Raw genomic sequence first — 18829 nt, 5'->3', positions numbered from 1 at the left:
CGCCATGACCGACGTTCGGCAGTCGGCGCGGACATCCGCGCAACTCTTCGCCGCCGGCGCCACCGTCCTCGGCGGCCTGCTGATGGTGGCGTTCAGCTTCGGTCCGTGGATGCGCTTGTCCGTGCGCGGCGCCGATGTGGCCACCACCGACTCGGTCATGCTCGACGGCTGGGGTGGGACCCTTCCCGGCGGAGGCGAGTACGGTGCCTCCCGGCCGGCCGCCTGGACGGTGGGGCTGGGTGTCTTCCTGCTGCTGGCCGGTCTGTTCCTGGTGATCCGCCGGTCGACGGTGGCAGCCGGTCTCTCACTGATCGTCGCCGTGATCGCCGTGGTCACGGTGATCGTGTTCCTGGCCAACCCGGAGGCCTCCTTCGGCTTCAACGAGCTGGCGAACCGCGACCAGCTCTACGTCTCCACCGAGGCCTGCCTGTGGGGGGTGTTCTTCGGTGCGCTGGCCGCGGCGGTGGGGCTGCTTTCGGTGCTCTGGCCCGGGGTGACCGTTCAGGGGCCGCGGACGCGCGCGGGAGCCTGACACCCGCGTGGTCCGGTGAACGGCGCAGCGATTCAGTTGTGGGAGACTGGACGCCGTGCCCCGATCATCCATTCGCCGCCTCACCGCGGCCGTCGTCACTGCCCTGGCAGTCGTCGCCGTGGTGATCGCCGCCGTCGTTCTGACCCTCGTCGACGATGCCTCCGCCGGCGCCGGTTCGGTGGTTCCGGCCAACGCGCAGCTTCACCAGCAGCAGAAACCGGTGTACGCAGCGCTCGGCAGCTCCTTCGCCGCCGGCCCCGGCGAGGGCGACCCCGTGCCCGGCAGATGCGGCCAGACCAGTGACAACTACCCGCGCCGGGTGGCCGCCGAACTCGGCATGCGGCTGATCGACGCCAGCTGCTCCGGTGCCACCGCCGAGGACATCCTGCGCCCGTCGGTGAAACACCCGGAGCGCGGAGCACAGCTGGCCAAGGTGCCGGCCGACGCCTCCCTGGTGACCATCACCGTGGGCGGCAACGACGTGGGCTACATCAGCCGCACCGTCACCTCCGCCTGCTCGAATCTGGCTGCCGGGCTGTATCTGCCGCCGGCGCCCGCCGAACAGTTCTGCAAGGCCATCACGGTGCCCTCGCAGTTCCCCGATCCGGGCCGCTTCGCGCAGGTGCAGCAGACGCTGGTCGACGTGGTGCACGCGGTCCGCGCCCGCGCCCCGCAGGCCCGGGTGGTGCTGGTGCAGTATCCGCCGGTGGTGTCGGTGAACGAGGCGCCGTGCGCGGCGCTGCCGCTCGAACCCTGGCAGGTGGTCTCCACGGCCGCGGTCGGCGAGGAGCTCAGGGCGGCCACCCTGCGGGCCGGACAGGCCGCCGGCGCCCAAGTGGTGGGCTTCGATCAGGCCGCCGCCCACACCGTCTGCTCGGCGCAGCCGTGGATCCGGGGCTTCGGCAAGAAGACGCCGTACCACCCGAACAAGCAGGGCAAGTCGGAGATGGCCGCCGAACTGGTGAGCGCACTGCGCTGACGGCGCCGCATCCGCGGGGGAGAATCGCGACCCGGGGCGGGCGGAGTCCGCGCCGGCGCCCTCCCGATCAGACGGCGGCCGGGGTCTCGTCCCGGTCGGTGCGCCGGCGGTAGAGGACCGCGCCCGCGCCGATGGCCAGCAGCAGCCCGGTGCCGAGGAAGAACTGGCCGAGGCTCTTGCTGCTGGCCCAGTCCCCGTACCAGAGGATGAGGCCGAGAGCGATGGATCCGGCGGCGATCGGCAGCTGCCGGAGGGGGTTCTGTTCTCGCCAGTCGAGCCGGTTGCGGCCGGTGGTGATCAGGCTGACCGGACTGAGTCGCAGCACCTCCACCAGGAAGACGGTCATCACGCAGACGATCAGGTAGGTGATCAGGATCCGCCAGCCGTTGGCGGCCGCCCAGTGGTTCACCAGCGGCATGATCGAGAAGATCGCCAGCACGTGCGCCAGATAGATGGCGAACGACCGGTCGGCGGCTTTGCGCATCAGTGTGTCGGCGATCGAGCCGGGGGTACGGCGGTTCTGCCACAGTGTGCCGCCGAGGTACAGCAGCACGATGATGCCGATGTAGGCGAAGGCGTTGTGCACCATGAAGACGTTGGTGGCGCGGAAGGTCTCCTCGCCGGCGTGCATCTCGGACCGGTAGTAGACCAGCGTCACGATGATCGCCACCAGGCTGCCCAGCGCCAGCGGCCACTTGTAGCGCTTCATGAAGGCGCCGAAGCCCTCGAAGTGGTACGCGGCCAGACAGCCCGCGAGGATGAAGAACTGGTACGGCAGCAAGGTGATGCCCAGGTAGCGCCAGATCACGCCGAGGAAGCCGTCGCTGAAGATCTGCAGCGGCGGACGCACCATGTGGTACAGCAGCCAGATGTGGAAGGTCCCGCTGACCAGCAGCAGGTACCGGTGGTATCCCCAGGTGCGCTTGAGCACCCACAGCACCGCCGGGAAGACCACGTAGATCTGCATGCTCACCGACAAGAAGTACAGGTGGTAGGCGGCATGCCCGGTAATCAGATCGTAGGCGATGGACTTGACTGCGAGCCGGATGGATTCGGTCGAGTCGACGATGGACTGCAGCTCGTCCAGACCGCCACGGCGGTAGCGGTTGTAGACCCAGTAGAACAGCGACCAGGTGAGGAAGGGCAGACCGATCAGCTTGAACCGTCGTCGCCAGAACGTCGGGGCGTGCAGTTCGCGGTTGCGGTACTGGTAGGTCAGGACGAAGCCGGTGAGTGCGAAGAAGCAGTAGCGCGTGTAGCGCAGGATCAGACCGATGCCCTGGGCGACGATCTCGGTGCTCGAGGCGATCGACAGGATGACGTGATCGAGGACGACGCCGGCGAAGGTCACCAGCCGCACGAAGTCGATCTGGTAGAGGTGCCGGTCCTTCTTCTTCGGCGCCGGTCCGGCCGGGGTGCTCTCCGGTGCGACGGCACCGTCGCCGGACGCGGTGGGCGCGGCGTGGGCCGGGGTGGTCGCGTTCGGCGCGGAATCAGCCGCGGCGTCGCCGGTTCCGGGCGCGCCCGGAACGCGGGTGCCTGATGAATCCATGGAAGGACAGGTTACTGCGTGTCTCGCGGGTTTCCGCATCCAGCCGGGGCGGCTCGCCGTATTCGCCGGGATTCGGCAGGTGATCCCCGGAACCGGCGGGCGACGGCGGTGCTCACCGGTCGAGCAGCAGCCCCACGGTCATCGCCATCCGGTTGGTGACGTCGGTCGCCGATGCACGGCGGGTGAGCCACTGGACCAGGTTGGACATCCACACGTCGGCCAGGACGCGGGCGATGGCCAGGTCCTGATCGGTGGGCGTGGCGTCCGGGTCGGCCGGATCGAGGATCGCGCCGGCGAAGAGCCGGTCGATGATCGACGCGACGCGTTCGACCTCGCCGGCCGCCGAGGCGTCGGCGAACATGAAGGCCCGGGTCATGGCCTCGGTGAGCAGCGGCTCGCGCTGCATGGCCACGGTGATCATGCCCAGTACGTGCTTGAGTCGTTCGGTGGCGGTGTCGCCGGGCAGCTGGGTGCGGTCGACGCGGCTCTCCACGTTCTCGAGTTCGCGGGCCAGCGCGGTGACCAGCAGGTGCACCTTGGACGGGAAGTAGCGGTACAGAGTGCCCACCGCCACGTCGGCCTTCTCGGCCACGGCGCGCATCTGCACGGCGTCGTAGCCGCCCTTGTTGGCCAGGGCCAGCGTCGCATCGAGGATGCGGCGGCGGCGTTCGCGCTGGGCGGCCGAGCCGACCTCGGCGCCGGTGGTGGGGGTGGCGACCGGTGGTGCGGACGCAGCGGCGGGGACCGATGGGGCGGCGACTTTCCCGGAGCCGAATGCGTCCATTGATCCTCCAGTTCTGATGTGTCGTCTGATTTCCGAACCGGGCCGCCGCTCTGGCGGCAACCCTGGTATTGGTGTAACCCTACATTATTAGAACAGGTTCTAATATCCGTGAACGGTAAATCGTGTGGAGGAGATACCGTGACAATCGCCACGTCAGAAGTGCAGCGGGCCGCCGTCGAGGCCGTCGCGGGGTGGGCGCGGGCCCGTCAGGTCCGGTCGTTGGTCCGCGACGAGGTGGACGTTCCCGCAGACGCCTGGCGGGGCCTGCTCGGTGAGATCGCCGAGCTCGGCGTCTTTCTCGCCGGGGTGCCCGAGGAGCACGGCGGAGCCGGCGGCAGCTTCGCCGACACCGCGGTCATCCTCGGCGCCTGCGGGCGTGAACTGGTGCCCGGACCGCTGCCGGCCACCGCGGCGGCCGCGGCCGTGCTGGCCAGTCAGGGCAGTGCAGTCGCGGCGGACCTGCTGGCCGGCGAGCAGGCCGCCGCGGTGCCGGCCGGCGCGATCGCCGCCGGCGAGCCGATCGCGGTGGTCGACGGCCGGGCCGATCTGGGGCTGGTGGCCGGGGCGGCGCCCGGCGTGCTGATCGTCGCTCCGTTGCGGTTCGGGGATGCACCGGCGCGCTGGTATGCGATCCCCGCCCCGTCGTCCGGTGAGCGGCTGACCGGGATCGACGGCACGGCGGCGCCGTCCCGGATCGTGCTGGAGTCGCTGGCCGCCGATGAGCTCACCGAGCTCGGCGACGGCGAACTCTTCCACGCCATGCTGATCGGCGGGCTGGCCGCCTTCCAGTCGGGGGTGGCCGAACAGGCCCTGACCATGGCCGTGGACTATGCCAAGGTCCGCACCCAGTTCGGTGCGCCGATCGGCTCGTTCCAGGCGATCAAGCACCTCTGCGCGGAGATGCTCTGCCGCTCGGAACAGCTCACCGCGGCGGCCTGGGATCTGGCCTCGGCGATCGACGACGTCCTCGCCGAGGGCGACGGACCGGGGCGGGCCCGCGCCCGCGAGCAGCTGGAGCTGAGCCGGCTGGCCACCGCCGCGCTGACGGCGCGGCTGTCGCTGGAGAACGCCAAGGACGCCATCCAGGTGCTCGGCGGCATCGGCTTCACCTTCGAGCACGACGCGCATCTGTACCTGCGTTCGGCCCTGTCGGCGCGGGCGCAGCTCGGGGGTGGCGCGGCGGCGCGCGCCGGGCTCGCCCGGCTCGGACGGGCCGGGGTGCGGCGCGAATTCGCCGTGGACCTGGCCGCCGTGGAGTACCGGCGTCCGGAGATCGCCGCGCTGGCCCGGCAGGTGGCCGACGCCGCCGACGGTGAGCGGCGCGCCGAACTCGCCCGCACGGGACTGCTGGCGCCGCACTGGCCGGAGCCCTACGGGCTGGCCGCCGACCCGGCGCTGCAGCTGCTGATCGACGCCGAACTGGACCGGGTGGGGGTGGCCCGCCCGGACCTGGTGATCGCCGGCTGGGCGCTGCCGACCATCCTCGAGCACGGCACCGCGGCCCAGCGCGAGCAGTTCGTGGCGCCGACCCTGGCCGGGGAGATCACCTGGTGCCAGCTGTTCAGCGAGCCCGAGGCCGGCAGCGACCTGGCCTCGCTGCGCACCCGGGCGGTGCGCACCGACGGCGGCTGGCTGCTCACCGGGCAGAAGATCTGGACGTCGGAGGCGCACAACGCGCAGTGGGCGGTCTGTCTGGCACGCACCGACCCGGAGGCGCCCAAGCACAAGGGCATCACCTACTTCCTGGTGGACATGTCCAGTCCGGGCCTGGACATCCGGCCGCTGCGCGAGCTGACCGGCCGGGCGATGTTCAACGAGGTCTTCCTCGACGGCGTCTTCGTGCCCGACGAGTACGTGGTGGGCGAGATCGACGGCGGCTGGCGACTGGCCCGCACCACCCTGGCCAACGAGCGGGTGGCGATGGGCGGCTCGGGTCTGGGCAAGGAGGTCGACGCACTGCTGCGGCAGCTCGACGCCGCCGGAGCCGAGCTCACCGATCAGCAGATCGACGGGCTGGGCGCGATCATCGCCGATGCGCACATCGGCCGGGTGCTCGATGCGCGCGCGCTCACCCAGCGGCTCTCCGGCACCGATCCGGGTGCCACCTCCAGCGTGCGCAAGCTGATCGGGGTGGTGCATCGCCAGCAGGTTCCGGAGTTCGCGCTGGATCTGCTCGGCACCGGGGCTCTCACGCCGTCGTCGGCCGGTGAGTTGTTCCTGCTCAACCGGTGTCTGTCGATCGCCGGCGGGACCACGCAGATCCTGCGTACCGCGGCTGCCGAACGGATTCTGGGACTGCCCCGGGCGTAACCCCAGGCACGGGAGGTGTGGCGGGGATTGCTCTGCCGCCCGAGTATGTCATCTGCTACAAATAAGACATAGCTAGAACGTGTTCTAATTCAGCCTGAACATGTTCTAGTTCTCGATCAGTGTCTACACAGGAGGAAGCGGGTGGATTTCACCCTGGACTCTGCGGCCGCCGCGGTGGCCGACGTCGCCGACGAGGTCTTCGCCCGGCTCACCCCGGAGTGGCCGGAGAAGTTCGCCGACCCGGTGGGCGGCTTCGACCACGATGCGTGGCGCGCCGTGGTCGGCGCCGGGCTCACCGCGCTGCCGCTGCCGGAAGGGCTCGGCGGCGACGAGGTGGGCGTGCACGCACTCACCCCGCTGGTCTCCCGGGCCGGCCGGGCCGGCGCCGTCACCCCGCTGGTCGGTTCCCTGACCTCGGCGACCGTGCTGGCCGCCGCGCCCGAGGCCGCCGCCGTCTGGGCGGAATCCCTCACCGACGGACGCTGGCATGCGGTGGCCCTCGGCGAACCCGGCCGGGCGCTCGGTGAACCGTGCCGGGTGCGGCTGACCGGCGAGGCCGGCGGCGACCGCAGCCTCGACGGCAGCACGACCGGTGTGCTGCACGCCGACGGTGCCGCCGCACTGCTGGTGGGCACCGACTCCGGTGCGGTGATCGTGGCCGCCGACACCCCCGGCGTGCGCCTGGTGCGCACCACCTCCTCGAGCGGCTGGGGCGAGTACACCGTCACCTTCGAGTCCGTCCGCATCCCCGCCCGCGATGTGCTGACCGACGACGCCCGCCCGCTGATCGACGTCTACCGCGCGCTGCTGTGCAGCTACGCCGACGGGCTGATCGCCGGGGCCGTCGCCATGACCGCCGAGCATGTGAGCACCCGCACCCAGTTCGGCAAGCCGATCGCCGGCTTCCAGGCGGTCGGGCAGCAGCTGGCCGACGTCTTCGTCATCGCGCGCGGTGAGGATCTGGCCGTCACCGCCGGCGCCTGGCGGCTCTCCGAAGGACTGGACGCCGCGCAGGACCTGGCGGTGGCCACCTACTGGATGGCGGCCGAGCTGCCGGCCACGCTGCGCACCATGACCCACCTGCACGGCGGCATCGGGGTGGATGTCACCTATCCGCTGCACCGCTACTTCTCCATCGCGAAGGACCTCGCCCGGCTGGCCGGCGGCGCCGAAGCCACCCTGGACGTGCTGGCCGGGATCGCCGCCGGAGATCTCGTCGAGGAGGCGATCTGATGTTCGTGGATCTGACGGACGAGCAGCGCGCGCTGCGCGACGAACTGCGCACGTACTTCTCTGGGCTGATCAGCCCGGAGGACACCGAGATCATGTGGACCGAGCGCCACGGCCCCACCTACCGCCAGGTGATCAAGCGGATGGGGGCCGACGGATGGCTCGGTGTGGGCTGGCCGAAGGAGTACGGAGGCAAGGGATTCGGTGAGATCGAGCAGCAGATCTTCACCAATGAGGCGGTCCGGCACGACATTCCGCTGCCTGCGGTGACTCTGCAGACGGTGGGGCCGACCCTCCAGCGATACGGCACCGAGGAGCAGAAGGACCGCTTCCTTCCTCAGATCCTCACCGGAGACGTGCATTTCGCCATCGGCTACACCGAGCCCGACGCCGGCACCGACCTGGCCTCGCTCACCACCAAAGCGGTGCGCGACGGCGACCACTACATCGTCAACGGCCAGAAGGTCTTCACCACCGGCGGCCACGACGCCGACTTCATCTGGCTGGCGGTGCGCACCGACCCCGACGCCCCCAAGCACAAGGGCATCTCGATCCTGATCGTCGACACCAGCGACCCGGGCTTCTCCTGGACCCCGATCATCACCGCCGACGGCGCCCACCACGTCAACGCCACGTACTACAACGATGTGAAGGTCCCGGTGACCATGCGCGTGGGCGAGGAGGGCGACGGCTGGAAGCTGATCACCACCCAGCTCAACCACGAGCGGGTGATGCTCGGCCCGGCCGGCCGGATCGGCGGGCTGGCCGACCGGCTGCGCAGCTGGGCCGCCTCGGCCCGCTACGAGGGGGCTCCGGTGGCCGCGCAGCAGCAGGTGCGCCGGGTGATCGCTCGGATCGCCGCCTGTGAACGCATCAACGAGCTGCTGAACTGGCAGGTCGCCTCCACCGGCGAGATCTCCATGGCCGACGCCGCCGCCACCAAGGTCTTCTCCACCGAACGGTTGCAGGGCCTGCACCGCGAGATCGACGAGGTGGTGGGCCGCTACGGCGACTTCACCGACCGGGCCACGGCCGCCTTCGCGGACTGGCTCGACATGCAGGCCAAACGCAATGTGGTGATCACCTTCGGCGGCGGCGTCAACGAGGTGATGCGCGACATGATCGGCACCGCCGGTCTGGGCCTTCCCCGGACCAAGCGATGACCCGCGGCCGCGAGCGAGGACAGGAACGATGACCACGATCAACGAGCAGTCGACACCGGAGGAGATCCGGGCGGCCGCCGCGCAGATCGCCGCGGCCGGGTCGAGCGCCCCGGTGGCCGGCCGGGATCCGATCAACCGGCCGATGATCCACAACTGGGTCGAGGCGATGGGGGATGCCAACCCGATCTACGTCGACGAGCAGGCCGCCCGTGCCGCCGGCCATCCTGGCATCGTCGCACCGCCGGCCATGGCGCAGGTCTGGACCATGCGCGGTCTGCACGGCGAGCGCGCCGACGACGATCCCCTGGGGCTGGCCACCGCGCTGTTCGACGAGGCCGGCTACACCTCCGTGGTCGCCACCAACTGCGACACCGTCTACCACCGGTACACCCGGCCGGGCGAGGAGGTGACTCTCTCCGCTGAGCTGATCGAGGTGACCGGGCCCAAGCAGACGGCGCTGGGGGAGGGCTGGTTCTTCACCACCCGCAACACCTGGCGGGCCGGCGACGAGGTGGTCGCCGAGATGGAGTTCCGCATTCTCAAGTTCCGGCCCGCCGGGGCCGGCGCCCGCGGTGCCGCCGCGCCCGCGGAACAGGCGGGCCCGCCCGCCGACCTGGATCCGGCCAAGCTGATGCGCCCGCAGGTCTCCCAGGACACCGAGTTCTTCTGGTCGGGCGTCGCCGACCACGAGCTGCGGATCCAGCGGCTGCCCGACGGCACACTGCGCCATCCGCCGATTCCGGCCACCTGGACCCCACGCGCGGACGACGGAACCTACGCGGGCACCGAATTCGCCGTGGCCGCCGGCACCGGCGCCGTCTACAGCTACGTGGTCCATCACGCGCCCGCGGTCCCCGGCCGGTCGCTGCCGTTCGTGGTGGCGCTGGTCGAGCTCGACGAGGGCGTGCGGCTGCTGGGCGAGCTGCGCGGCGCCGACCCGGAGCGGCTGCGTATCGGCATGCCGGTCGAGGTGACCTTTCTCGACTTCCCGGCCGACGGCGACCGGGAGGCCTGGACGCTCTACGCCTGGCGGCCCACCGAGGACGCCGATCAGCAGAAGGAGGATGCGCGGTGACCGCCGTTGGAGAGCTCTTGCCGCCCTTGACGATCGAGGCCACCCCGACCTTCGTCGTCGCCACCGCACTGGCCACCCGGGACTTCCAGGACGTGCACCACGACCGGGACCTGGCCCGGCAGAAGGGCTCGAAGGACATCTTCGTCAACATCCTCACCGACACCGGTCTGGTGGAGCGCTTCGTCACCGACTGGGCCGGCCCGGCCGCCCGGATCGGATCGATCACGCTCAAGCTGGGCGTCCCCTGGTACGCCTACGACACCATCACCTTCACCGGTGAGGTCACCGCCGTCTCCGGCGACGAGACGACGGTCTCGGTCACCGGCACCAACTCGCTCGGCAAGCACGTGATCTCGACGGTCATCCTGACCACGGAGGAAGGCCGATGAGCCGCACCCTGTCACACCGGGCGGCCATCGCCGGTATCGGAGCCACCGACTTCTCCAAGCACTCGGGCCGTTCGGAGCTGCGGCTGGCCGCCGAGGCCGTGGGCGCCGCGCTCGCCGACGCCGGCCTGAGCCCGCAGGACGTGGACGGGCTGGTGACCTTCACCATGGACACCAATATGGAGGTGGCCGTCGCGCGCGCGGTGGGCATCCCCGAACTGACGTTCTTCTCACGGATCCACTACGGCGGCGGTGCGGCCTGTTCCACGGTCCAGCAGGCGGCGATGGCCGTCGCGACCGGGGTGTGCGAGGTGGCTGTGGCCTACCGCGCCTTCAACGAACGCTCCGGCCGGCGCTTCGGCCAGGTCGACGCCGCGGTGGCCAGCCAGGTCAACTCGTCGGGCACCGACAACGCCTTCTCCTATCCGCACGGACTGTCCACCCCGGCGGCCTTCGTGGCGATGGTCGCGCAGCGGTACATGCACGAATACGGCGCCACCAGTGAGGATTTCGGCCGTATCGCCGTCGTCGACCGCAAACACGCGGCGGTCAATCCGAACGCCTTCTTCTACGGCAAGCCGATCACCCTCGACGACCACCAGGCCAGCCGCTACATCGCCGAACCGCTGCATCTGCTCGACTGCTGCCAGGAGTCCGACGGCGGCGTGGCCGTCGTCGTGGTCTCCCCGGAACGGGCCCGGGATCTGCGCCGCCGGCCGGTGTCGATCGCCGCAGCCGCCTCGGGCAGCGGCCGCGATCAGTACATCATGACCAGCTACTACCGGCCCGAACTCGCCGGTCTGGAGGAGATGGGGCTCGTCGGCCGCCAGCTGTGGGAGCAGTCCGGTCTGTCACCCGCCGACATCGACGTGGCCGTGCTCTACGACCACTTCACCCCGTACACCCTCATGCAGCTCGAGGAGCTCGGCTTCTGCGGCCGCGGCGAGGCCAAGGACTTCGTGCGCAGGCCCGGCGCGCTGGAGGTGGGCGGCGAGCTTCCGCTGAACACGCACGGCGGTCAGCTCGGCGAGGCCTACATCCACGGCATGAACGGCATCGCCGAGGCGGTGCGCCAGCTCCGCGGCGATTCGGTGAACCAGGTCGACGGTGCCTCGCAGGTGCTGGTGACCGCAGGCACCGGCGTGCCCACCAGCGGCCTGATCCTGACCGCCTGACCCACCCAAGACATCCGACAAGAACGCCCCGGCAAGGAGATTCGCCATGCAGTTCAATCTGGCCACCGTCGTCGAGACCGTCGTCGACGCCGTCCCCGACCGCATCATGCTCACCTACGAGGGTGAGAACTTCAGCTACGCCGAGATGGACCGGAAGTTCAACCAGGTGGCGCACCTGTTCGTCGCCCACGGGATCGGCCGCGACGACAAGGTGGCGCTGTTCCTCAAGAACAGCGTCGAACACGTCACCGCGCTGCTGGGCACCCTGAAGATCGGCGCCACCCCGGTCAACGTCAACTACCGGTACACCGACCCCGAGCTCGAGTACATCTTCGACAATTCCGATGCGGCCGGGATCGTGGTCGAGCTGCCCGAACACCAGCGCAGCGTGGCCTCGATGCTGGAGAACCTGCCGGAGGCGCGGGTGATCTTCGTGATCGGGGAGCAGGTGCCCGAGCTCGCGGCGGCCGTTGCGGCACTGCCGGACGGACGCAGCGTGGAGATCGTCGATTTCGCGGAGTCGGATTCGCTGCCGGACGGGCGGGACTTCGGCGAGCGCAACGGCGACGAGATCTACCTGATCTACACCGGCGGCACCACCGGCTACCCGAAGGGGGTCATGTGGCGTCACGACGACTTCTTCCGCAAGCCGATCTCCGGCGGCAATCCGTACGGACCGGCGCGCGCCGACTACGACGAGATCGCCCGCGAGGTGGTCAATTTCCCGTCGATCTCCTTCCTGCTCGCCGCGCCGCTCATGCACGGCGCCGCCTCGTATTCGCTGTTCACCTTCCTCTCGCTCGGTGGCCGGCTGATCCTCGAGCGTGACTTCGACGCCGCCACGATCGTCAAGAACATCGAGCGCGACCAGACTCAGATGATCCTGATCGTCGGTGACGCGATGGGCCAGCCGTTGGTCGAGGAGCTCGAACGCCAGGCCGGGCAGGTGGACCTCTCCTCGTTGTTCTCGGTCACTTCCGGCGGTGCCATCTGGTCCAAGGCCAACCGTGAACGGCTGCTCAAGGTCAAGCCCGACCTGATGCTGCGTGACAACTTCGGCGCCTCCGAATCGGGGAACGACGGCGAGATCAAACTCGACGAGAACGGCAACCTCAAGGTGGAGGACACCAGTCGGATGATGGTGGTGGACGAGCGTTTTCAGCAGATCACCACACCCGGCGAAGTGGGTCTGATCGCCCGTATCGGCAATGTCCCGCTCGGCTACTACAAGGACGAGGAGAAGACCGCCCGCACCTTCCCGACGCTGCCCGACGGCCGACGGATCTCGGTGCTCGGCGACATGGGCTACGTCCACGAGGACGGCAGCATCATCTTCCTGGGCCGCGGCAGCCAGTGCATCAACACCGGTGGCGAGAAGGTCTACGCCGAGGAGGTGGAGAACGTCCTGCACGGCCATCCGGCGCTCGGCGACGTGCTGGTGGTGCCGGTGCCCGACGCCAAGTACGGGCAGAGGGTCGCGGCCGTGGTCCAGGTCAAGGAGGGTGCGACCGCACCGACCCTCGAAGAGCTGCAGGACTTCTGCCGCGCCGAGCTGGCCGGCTACAAGGTGCCGCGGAACGTCGCCTTCGTCGAGCACGTGCGGCGCACCCCGGCCGGCAAGGCCGACTACAGGTGGGCCAAGCAGACCGCCGAGTCGGAGTTCACCGACGCCGCTGTCTGAGCAGCCGCAGAGACACCGCGGTTCGGCAGAGCGCGGGGATCAGGGCAGTGCACAGAGCGGCCAGTACGGAGGAGCGTCGAGCCTCGGCGAGCTGCTGATGCCGGCTCAGGGCCGCCCAGTGCGCGGCCAGATCGTCGCTGCGCTCCTCGGTGAGCACGGTGGCCATCCGCTCGAGCAGGGCGCGGTAGCCGCGCCGATGCCAGCCGTCGACCACGGCCCGGGCCAGCTGCGGCACCCGGGTGTCGGTGGGTACCGGCCAGGGACCGTGCGGATTCGGCGAGGCGATCTCGAGCAGCAGATTGCGCAGCGCCGGCCGGGTCGCCGGATCGGTGAGGTGCCCGGCCAGCGCGGCCGGATCCAGGGGAGCGCCGGCATCGACCGAGTCGACGATCCAGCCGAACACGGTGCCGTGGTCGGGGCCGTAGAACAGGGCCGCCGAGAGCGGGATCGCGGTGCGGCCGCCGCGACGATCGGCATCGCCGGCCAGCGCGATCACCACCGCGGCGGTCCGTTCCGGCGGCGCCCAGACCAGGGCGGTGAGCAGTTCGCGCTCGAGGTTCAGCGTGTCGGCCAGTTCGTCGAGTGCCACCGGCACGCCGAGCCCGGCCACATCGTCGTGGGCGGTGACGGTCTCGAGCTCCGGGACGTCGTGGGGCGGGGGACCGGCCGGTGACAGGGGATCGGACACGGCTCACTCCAGCGGTCAGGGGCGGCGGTGGTGCCGCGCGCCGTGTGCCGACGGTACCGGACCGTCGTCCGACGCCGTCTCGGCTCGAGGTGCGCCGGGCGCGGTGTCGTCGGGACCGGTCTGGTCGGGCGGAGCGGCGTCGACGTCGGTCTGAGCGAACTCGCTGTCGGGACTGAACACCTGCATCGGGGTGTACCAGGCCAGGAAGAGTGCGCCGGCCAGCAGGATGCAGCCGAGCACGACGGCCGCATTCTGCATGGGCGGCAGGAACGCGCCCTGGGCCTCGGCCTGGATCCGGGCGGCCAGCCCGGTCAGCTGGTCGGTGACCTGCGCCGGCACCGCCGGGTCGGCGTGGGCGGACTCGCGGAGTTCGGCGGCGACCTGGGTGGCCCCGGCCAGCGAGCCCTCCACGCCGTCGGCGGCGCGGGCGGCCGCGGCCGGATCGCCGGCGGCGCCGAGCTGCTCGCGCACCGCCCCGGCGGTCGGGCCGATCCGCTGTTCGTAGCCGGCCGCCATGATCGAGCCGGCCAGCGCGATGCCGATCGCCGCGCCGAGCTCGCGGGCGGTGTCGTTGACCGCTGAACCGACGCCCTGGTTGTTCAGGGGAGTGTTGGACATGATGGCGGTGGTCGACGGGGAGGTGGCCAGGCCGACCCCGGAGGCGCAGATCACCAGCATGACGGCCAGCTTCCAGTAGTGGTCGGCGTCGACGGTGCCGATGATCAGCACCCCGGCGGCCGCGATCAGCAGGCCACCGCCGATCATCAGCCGCAGCGCGTTGAAGCGCACCGCGATCCAGTTGCCCAGCAGTGCGAAGATCCCGGTGCAGAGGATCATCGGGCCGAGTGCGAAGGCCGATTTCAGCGGTGAGTAGCCGTAGACCAGCTGGAGCAGCTGCAGGAGCAGATAGAACAGCCCGAAGGTGGCCAGGAACTGCATGGCCACCGAGAGCGACCCGGAGGCGAAGGCACGGTTGCGGAAGAGCCGGACGTTCAGCAGTGGATCGGAGACCCGCAGTTCGGTGCAGACGTAGGCCACCGCCAGTGCCACACCGCCGATCAGCCCGATCAGCACCAGCGGGTCGGACCAGCCGCGGATCGGGGCCTCGAGCAGACCGAAGACCACACCGGCCACCGCGAGCACCGAGGTGATCGAGCCGAGGAGATCGAAGCGGCCCGGATGCGCGTCCTTGGAACTGCCGATGGTCAGTGCCAGCACCAGAACCCCCGCGGCGGCGAGGGCGAAGGTGACGAAGACCGACTTCCAGGTGAAGAACTCGAGCAGGGTGCCGGTGACCAGGAAGCCGATGATGGCGCCGACACCGGCGATGGACGCCCAGATGCTCACGCCCAGTGCGCGTTTGCTGTGCGGCACGCCGGAGGTGATCAGCGAGAGCGTGGCCGGCATGATCAGGGCGGCGCCGAAGCCGCTGATCAGCCGGGAGGCGATCAGTTCGGTGGGGCTGTCGAACCAGATCGGACCGAGCGAGGCCAGGCCGAAGACCACCACACCGATCATCAGGACCTCGCGGCGGCCGAACCGGTCGCCGATGGCGCCGGCCGGCAGCAGGAAGGCCGCCAGCACGAGGGTGTAGCCGTCCAGAATCCAGTTCATCTGGGTGTTGGTGGCGTGGGTGTGCGCGGCGATGCCGGGCAGGGCCGTGTTCAGTGCGGCCATGGCGCCGACCACCAGACTCACCGCCAGGCAGGCCACCAGGATCAGCCAGGCGGTCCGGAAGGTCATCGCTTCGTCATGATCTGGACACTCGACACGCATCTTCGCTTCACCCACAACTTACGTAACATGTGTCACAGTAGTCACACGGGCTTCCGGCACTCAAGAACGAAGGTGAGATTCCATGGCTTCCAACCATGTCGCTCCGTCCCGAGTCACCGTCTCCGACCTGACCCCGGTGCGCATTCACGTCTGGCGCGTGCTGACCATGCTGATCGTGCTGGCCGCAGTTCTCGCGGTCATTCTGATCATCATGGCCGGCGCGGCGTGATCGCCACCGAGCCAACGCATTTCGCGATCGATATCGCTCCGCTCCCCGACGTCCTCGCCTGCTGACTCTACGGGCCTGCCGCCGGCGGCGTGGGGAAAGCAGAGACTTTCTCCGGAAATCGTCTCGCCGGCGCTGAAGCGCCGGCGAGACGACGGGGGAGTTCCTGGCGGGGGGCTACTTGGGGCCGGCGTACTTCTCGATGACCTCGCCGACCGGGCCCAGTGACTGGGCCACGTACCCCTTGGCCTTGCCGCGCAGGCTCTTGTACGCCTTGGCCAGAGTGGCCGGGGCCGACTGCGCCTGCTGATCGGTCACGGCCAGCAGCGCCTCGGCGGCCTCGTCGGAATTGGCGACCAGGTGATCGGCCAGGGTGGTCCCGGCCGGCTGACTGTCGCGCAGCGGAGACAGGGCCGTCAGGAAGTCCGGCAGCATCTTGTTGGTCGCCGTGGCGACGATGCCCGGCTTGAACTTGGTCGCGACGCCGTATGCGCCCTTGACGGCGGCGCCGGACAGTCCGGACTGTGCGGCCACCGCCGAGTCGATCACCCCCGCCAGGTCGTCGGCGAGATCGTCGCGGTTGTCGAGCAGCGGGGAGAGCGAGGCCGTCATCGGCAGGACCTTTCGGTTCGTGGAGACTACTGGGCGCGAGTCACGACCACATTGCCCAGGGCGGGCGCATCGTCGCGGTCGGCGACGACGGCGGTCACGAGCAAGCGGCCCTCATCTTCCCAGGCCTTGACCCGAAGGGTTTCGCCGGGGAAGACCACCCCGGCGAAGGTGGCCCCGAAACCGGCCACCGCGGCCACGTCGCCGCCGAGGATCTCGTCGACCACGGTGCGGCAGACGGTGCCGTAGGTGCACAGCCCGTGCAGGATCGGCCGCGGGAAACCGGCGGCCTTCGCGAACCCCGGATCGCTGTGCAGCGGGTTGCGGTCGCCGCACAGCCGGTACAGCAGCGCCTGCTGCGGCAGGGTCGGCACGTCGAGGACGTGATCGGGTTCGCGCTGCGGATACTCCACCCGCGTGGAGCTGCCGCGCTCGCCGCCGAAGCCGCCCTCGCCCTTGGCGAAGATCGACGAGCGGGCCGTCCACAGCGGCTCGCCGGCCTCGTCGACGGTGGTCGACTCCTGAATGATCACCGCGGCCGAACCCTTGTCCTGCACCTCGGCGATGCGGGTGCTGGTGGTGGCGGTGCCGGCGGCCGGCAGCGGCCGGTGCACCCGCACTTCCTGGCTGCCGTGCACCACCTTGGCGAGGTCGATGTCCACGCCCGGGAACGAGACCGTGGGCGGCTCGCTGGCGTTGAAGGTGGCCGCCACGGTCGCGAACGTGGGCAGCACCTTCGGTACTGCGTCGTCGACGTACTGCAGCCCGACGGTGTCCATCGGGTCGGCGGCGCCGCCCACGGCGAGGTTGTAGAGCGCCACCTCGCGCGGGGTCCACGAGAAGGTGGTCGAGCCCAGGTCGGCGCCGACGGCGACGGTCGGATCGATCGGCATGGCTCAGGCCTCCACGCGGGTCGCAGGTGCGGTGGACTGCTCGGCCTTGGCCACCGCGTCCAGGGCGGCGAGATAGCCGAAGACCATGGCCGGTCCGATGGTGGCTCCGGGGCCGGCGTAGGTGTGGCCCATCACCGGGGCGCTGGTGTTGCCCGCGACGTAGAGCCCGTCGATCACGCTGCCGTCGGCGCGCAGTGCGCGGCCGGTCGCGTCCGCCTGCACGCCGCCCTTGGTGCCGAGATCGCCCGGCACCATCTTGACCGCGTAGAACGGCGCCTTGTCCACTGCGCCGAGGTTCGGATTCGGCTTGTTGGTGGGATCGCCGTAGTAGTTGTCGTAGCCGCTCTTGCCGCGGCCGAAGTCCTCGTCCACGCCGGCGGCGGCGAAGCCGTTGAAGCGCGCGGTGGTCGCGGCCAGCTTCTCGGCCGGCACGCCGATCTTCCCGGCCAGCTCGGTGAGCGAACCGGCCTTGACCACGGCGCCCGATTCGAGCCACGACTTGGGCAGCGGCTGGCGGGCGGGGATCCCGGCGAACAGGTAGCGGTTGCGGCAGCGCTGATCCATGATCAGCCACGCCGGAACGTTGGCGCCCGGGCCCTCGCCCTGACCGAAGTCGCCGCCGTACATCTGGTGCACGGCCTCCACGTAGGGCAGGGATTCGTTCATGAACCGCTCGCCGCGCTCGTTGACCATGAAGGTGCCCGGCACGCTGCGTTCGGAGAGCGCGAACCACGGACCCTTGGGCAGCACGAAGGTCGGTCCCCACCAGGCGTCGTCCATCAGGGCCACGCCGGCGCCGGCCTCCTGGGCGGCGCGGATGCCGTCGCCGGTGTTGCTGGCCGCACCGGTGGTCCACTCGGTGCCGATGGGGGCGCGCTGGTACTGCGCGCGCATCTCGGCGTTGTGCTCGAAGCCGCCGGAGCCGAGGATCACCCCGTAGCGGGCGCGCAGCTCACCGGCCCGGCCGTCGTGCTCGGTGGTGATACCCACCACGGTGCCGTTCTCGGTGATCAGCCCGGTCAGCGGGGTCTCGAAGCGGATGTCGACGCCGGCCTGGCGGCACCCGATCAGCAGCTCGGCGGCCAGCGCGGCGCCCATCGCGATCATCTTCTTGTTGCGCGACTTGGACCAGGAGAAGCGTGCGGCGACCTTGCCCATCTTGGCGATCCCGCGCCAGTGCCGCATGCCGACGTTCATCCACTTGTAGTCGCTCTGCAGGACCACCATGTTCAGCGGCGCCTTGGTGTACTGCGGGTGCAGGTTTTTCAGGTCGTCGCCCAGCCGGCGCGCATCGAAGGGCTTGGGCTCCACCGACCGGCCGCCGAGGCGTCCGCCCGGGGCCTCCGGGTAGTAGTCGGAGTAGTTCTTGACCCACTCGAGCTCGAGCGGAGAGTGCGCCATCAGGTAGTCCAGGGCTTCCGGGCCGCGATCGATGTAGGCGTCGATGCGCTCGGCCGGGGCGTACTCACCGATGATGGCGTGCACGTAGGTGCGGGCGGCGTCGACGGTGTCCTCCACCCCGTCGCGGCGCAACACCGAGTTGTTCGGGATCCACACGCCGCCGCCGGAGCGCGAGGTGGAGCCGCCCCAGTACGGCGACTTCTCCACCAGCACGGTCGTCAGGCCCTTGCTGGCGGCGGTCAGGGCGGCGGCCATGCCGGCCGCGCCCGCGCCTACGACCACCACGTCGACGGTCTCCGCGGCGCCCGGGGCTCCTGCTGCTGCTGGCGTGTCGGCCATCTTCGGTCCCTTCGTCAGCCCGGCTCATCC

General features: G+C 70.2%; 17 protein-coding genes. 10 read left to right on the top strand and 7 right to left on the bottom strand.

Annotated features, from left to right (window positions below):
* Positions 1 to 4: 4 nt before the first annotated feature.
* Positions 5 to 532: a hypothetical protein gene (locus tag ACJMNC_RS08870; protein ID WP_408947578.1), complete on the top strand. Its 528-nt coding sequence runs from the start codon at positions 5 to 7 to the stop codon at positions 530 to 532.
* Between the two features lie 55 nt (positions 533 to 587).
* On the top strand, positions 588 to 1511 hold the full coding sequence (locus ACJMNC_RS08865) for an SGNH/GDSL hydrolase family protein (protein ID WP_408947577.1): 924 nt from the start codon (positions 588 to 590) through the stop codon (positions 1509 to 1511).
* Between the two features lie 67 nt (positions 1512 to 1578).
* Here ACJMNC_RS08865 and ACJMNC_RS08860 read toward each other — a convergent pair whose 3' ends face one another.
* Both ACJMNC_RS08860 and kstR read right to left on the bottom strand, forming a co-directional pair.
* On the bottom strand, positions 1579 to 3063 hold the full coding sequence (locus tag ACJMNC_RS08860) for an acyltransferase (protein WP_408947576.1): 1485 nt from the start codon (positions 3061 to 3063) through the stop codon (positions 1579 to 1581).
* A gap of 112 nt (positions 3064 to 3175) precedes the next feature.
* Positions 3176 to 3847 (bottom strand): cholesterol catabolism transcriptional regulator KstR, encoded by a 672-nt coding sequence (gene kstR, locus ACJMNC_RS08855; protein ID WP_408947575.1) that lies wholly within the window; start codon positions 3845 to 3847, stop codon positions 3176 to 3178.
* A 138-nt stretch (positions 3848 to 3985) separates the two neighbouring features.
* Between kstR and ACJMNC_RS08850 the strand changes: the two genes are divergently transcribed.
* From ACJMNC_RS08850 to ACJMNC_RS08820, 7 genes are all read left to right on the top strand, one after another.
* Positions 3986 to 6157 (top strand): acyl-CoA dehydrogenase family protein, encoded by a 2172-nt coding sequence (locus ACJMNC_RS08850; protein ID WP_408947574.1) that lies wholly within the window; start codon positions 3986 to 3988, stop codon positions 6155 to 6157.
* Positions 6158 to 6298: 141 nt separating this feature from the next.
* Positions 6299 to 7390 (top strand): acyl-CoA dehydrogenase family protein, encoded by a 1092-nt coding sequence (locus tag ACJMNC_RS08845; RefSeq protein ID WP_408947573.1) that lies wholly within the window; start codon positions 6299 to 6301, stop codon positions 7388 to 7390.
* Positions 7390 to 8550, top strand: a complete 1161-nt coding sequence (locus ACJMNC_RS08840; RefSeq protein WP_408947572.1) for an acyl-CoA dehydrogenase family protein — start codon at positions 7390 to 7392, stop codon at positions 8548 to 8550. The genes ACJMNC_RS08845 and ACJMNC_RS08840 overlap by 1 nt, the downstream gene beginning before the upstream one ends.
* Positions 8551 to 8578: 28 nt before the next feature.
* Positions 8579 to 9625 carry a bifunctional MaoC family dehydratase N-terminal/OB-fold nucleic acid binding domain-containing protein gene (locus ACJMNC_RS08835; protein WP_408947571.1) on the top strand — a complete coding sequence of 349 codons (1047 nt, stop codon included), beginning with the start codon at positions 8579 to 8581 and terminating at the stop codon, positions 9623 to 9625.
* Positions 9622 to 10014, top strand: coding sequence for a MaoC family dehydratase (locus ACJMNC_RS08830; protein WP_408947570.1), 393 nt, complete (start codon positions 9622 to 9624; stop codon positions 10012 to 10014). Before ACJMNC_RS08835 ends, ACJMNC_RS08830 begins: the two co-directional genes overlap by 4 nt.
* Positions 10011 to 11186, top strand: a complete 1176-nt coding sequence (locus tag ACJMNC_RS08825) for a lipid-transfer protein (RefSeq protein ID WP_408947569.1) — start codon at positions 10011 to 10013, stop codon at positions 11184 to 11186. Before ACJMNC_RS08830 ends, ACJMNC_RS08825 begins: the two co-directional genes overlap by 4 nt.
* A gap of 46 nt (positions 11187 to 11232) precedes the next feature.
* Positions 11233 to 12867 carry an AMP-binding protein gene (locus ACJMNC_RS08820; RefSeq protein WP_408947568.1) on the top strand — a complete coding sequence of 545 codons (1635 nt, stop codon included), beginning with the start codon at positions 11233 to 11235 and terminating at the stop codon, positions 12865 to 12867.
* Here ACJMNC_RS08820 and ACJMNC_RS08815 read toward each other — a convergent pair.
* Positions 12848 to 13555 carry a hypothetical protein gene (locus tag ACJMNC_RS08815; protein ID WP_408947567.1) on the bottom strand — a complete coding sequence of 236 codons (708 nt, stop codon included), beginning with the start codon at positions 13553 to 13555 and terminating at the stop codon, positions 12848 to 12850. The genes ACJMNC_RS08820 and ACJMNC_RS08815 overlap by 20 nt on opposite strands.
* 15 nt (positions 13556 to 13570) lie before the next feature.
* A complete protein-coding gene (locus ACJMNC_RS08810) occupies positions 13571 to 15298 on the bottom strand; it encodes an MFS transporter (protein WP_408947566.1) in 1728 nt (575 codons plus the stop codon).
* 115 nt (positions 15299 to 15413) lie between these two features.
* On the opposite strand from ACJMNC_RS08810, the gene ACJMNC_RS08805 reads away from it, so the two are divergent.
* Positions 15414 to 15560 (top strand): hypothetical protein, encoded by a 147-nt coding sequence (locus tag ACJMNC_RS08805; RefSeq protein ID WP_408947565.1) that lies wholly within the window; start codon positions 15414 to 15416, stop codon positions 15558 to 15560.
* Between the two features lie 174 nt (positions 15561 to 15734).
* Here ACJMNC_RS08805 and ACJMNC_RS08800 read toward each other — a convergent pair whose 3' ends face one another.
* Genes ACJMNC_RS08800 through kstD form a run of 3 tightly spaced genes read right to left on the bottom strand, consistent with a single transcriptional unit; the run spans position 15735 to position 18799 of the window.
* On the bottom strand, positions 15735 to 16169 hold the full coding sequence (locus ACJMNC_RS08800; protein ID WP_408947564.1) for a DUF6918 family protein: 435 nt from the start codon (positions 16167 to 16169) through the stop codon (positions 15735 to 15737).
* 26 nt (positions 16170 to 16195) lie between these two features.
* Positions 16196 to 17059, bottom strand: coding sequence for a MaoC/PaaZ C-terminal domain-containing protein (locus ACJMNC_RS08795; RefSeq protein ID WP_408947563.1), 864 nt, complete (start codon positions 17057 to 17059; stop codon positions 16196 to 16198).
* Between the two features lie 3 nt (positions 17060 to 17062).
* Positions 17063 to 18799 (bottom strand): 3-oxosteroid 1-dehydrogenase, encoded by a 1737-nt coding sequence (gene kstD / locus ACJMNC_RS08790; protein WP_408947562.1) that lies wholly within the window; start codon positions 18797 to 18799, stop codon positions 17063 to 17065.
* Between the last annotated feature and the right edge of the window lie 30 nt (positions 18800 to 18829).

The organism is Gordonia sp. VNK21 (genome assembly GCF_046098115.1).
Classification (GTDB): domain Bacteria; phylum Actinomycetota; class Actinomycetes; order Mycobacteriales; family Mycobacteriaceae; genus Gordonia.
This window is presented reverse-complemented; position numbering and strand designations above follow the sequence as displayed.

What these genes read in the sequence shown, in the direction of transcription:
- ACJMNC_RS08860 (WP_408947576.1), bottom strand. Translation starts at nt 3,063, where the DNA reads ATGGATTCATCAGGCACCCGCGTTCCGGGCGCGCCCGGAACCGGCGAC.
- ACJMNC_RS08870 (WP_408947578.1), top strand. Translation starts at nt 5, where the DNA reads ATGACCGACGTTCGGCAGTCGGCGCGGACATCCGCGCAACTCTTCGCC.
- ACJMNC_RS08805 (WP_408947565.1), top strand. Translation starts at nt 15,414, where the DNA reads ATGGCTTCCAACCATGTCGCTCCGTCCCGAGTCACCGTCTCCGACCTG.
- ACJMNC_RS08810 (WP_408947566.1), bottom strand. Translation starts at nt 15,298, where the DNA reads ATGACCTTCCGGACCGCCTGGCTGATCCTGGTGGCCTGCCTGGCGGTG.
- ACJMNC_RS08840 (WP_408947572.1), top strand. Translation starts at nt 7,390, where the DNA reads ATGTTCGTGGATCTGACGGACGAGCAGCGCGCGCTGCGCGACGAACTG.
- ACJMNC_RS08800 (WP_408947564.1), bottom strand. Translation starts at nt 16,169, where the DNA reads ATGACGGCCTCGCTCTCCCCGCTGCTCGACAACCGCGACGATCTCGCC.
- ACJMNC_RS08835 (WP_408947571.1), top strand. Translation starts at nt 8,579, where the DNA reads ATGACCACGATCAACGAGCAGTCGACACCGGAGGAGATCCGGGCGGCC.
- ACJMNC_RS08795 (WP_408947563.1), bottom strand. Translation starts at nt 17,059, where the DNA reads ATGCCGATCGATCCGACCGTCGCCGTCGGCGCCGACCTGGGCTCGACC.
- kstR (WP_408947575.1), bottom strand. Translation starts at nt 3,847, where the DNA reads ATGGACGCATTCGGCTCCGGGAAAGTCGCCGCCCCATCGGTCCCCGCC.
- kstD (WP_408947562.1), bottom strand. Translation starts at nt 18,799, where the DNA reads ATGGCCGACACGCCAGCAGCAGCAGGAGCCCCGGGCGCCGCGGAGACC.
- ACJMNC_RS08825 (WP_408947569.1), top strand. Translation starts at nt 10,011, where the DNA reads ATGAGCCGCACCCTGTCACACCGGGCGGCCATCGCCGGTATCGGAGCC.
- ACJMNC_RS08820 (WP_408947568.1), top strand. Translation starts at nt 11,233, where the DNA reads ATGCAGTTCAATCTGGCCACCGTCGTCGAGACCGTCGTCGACGCCGTC.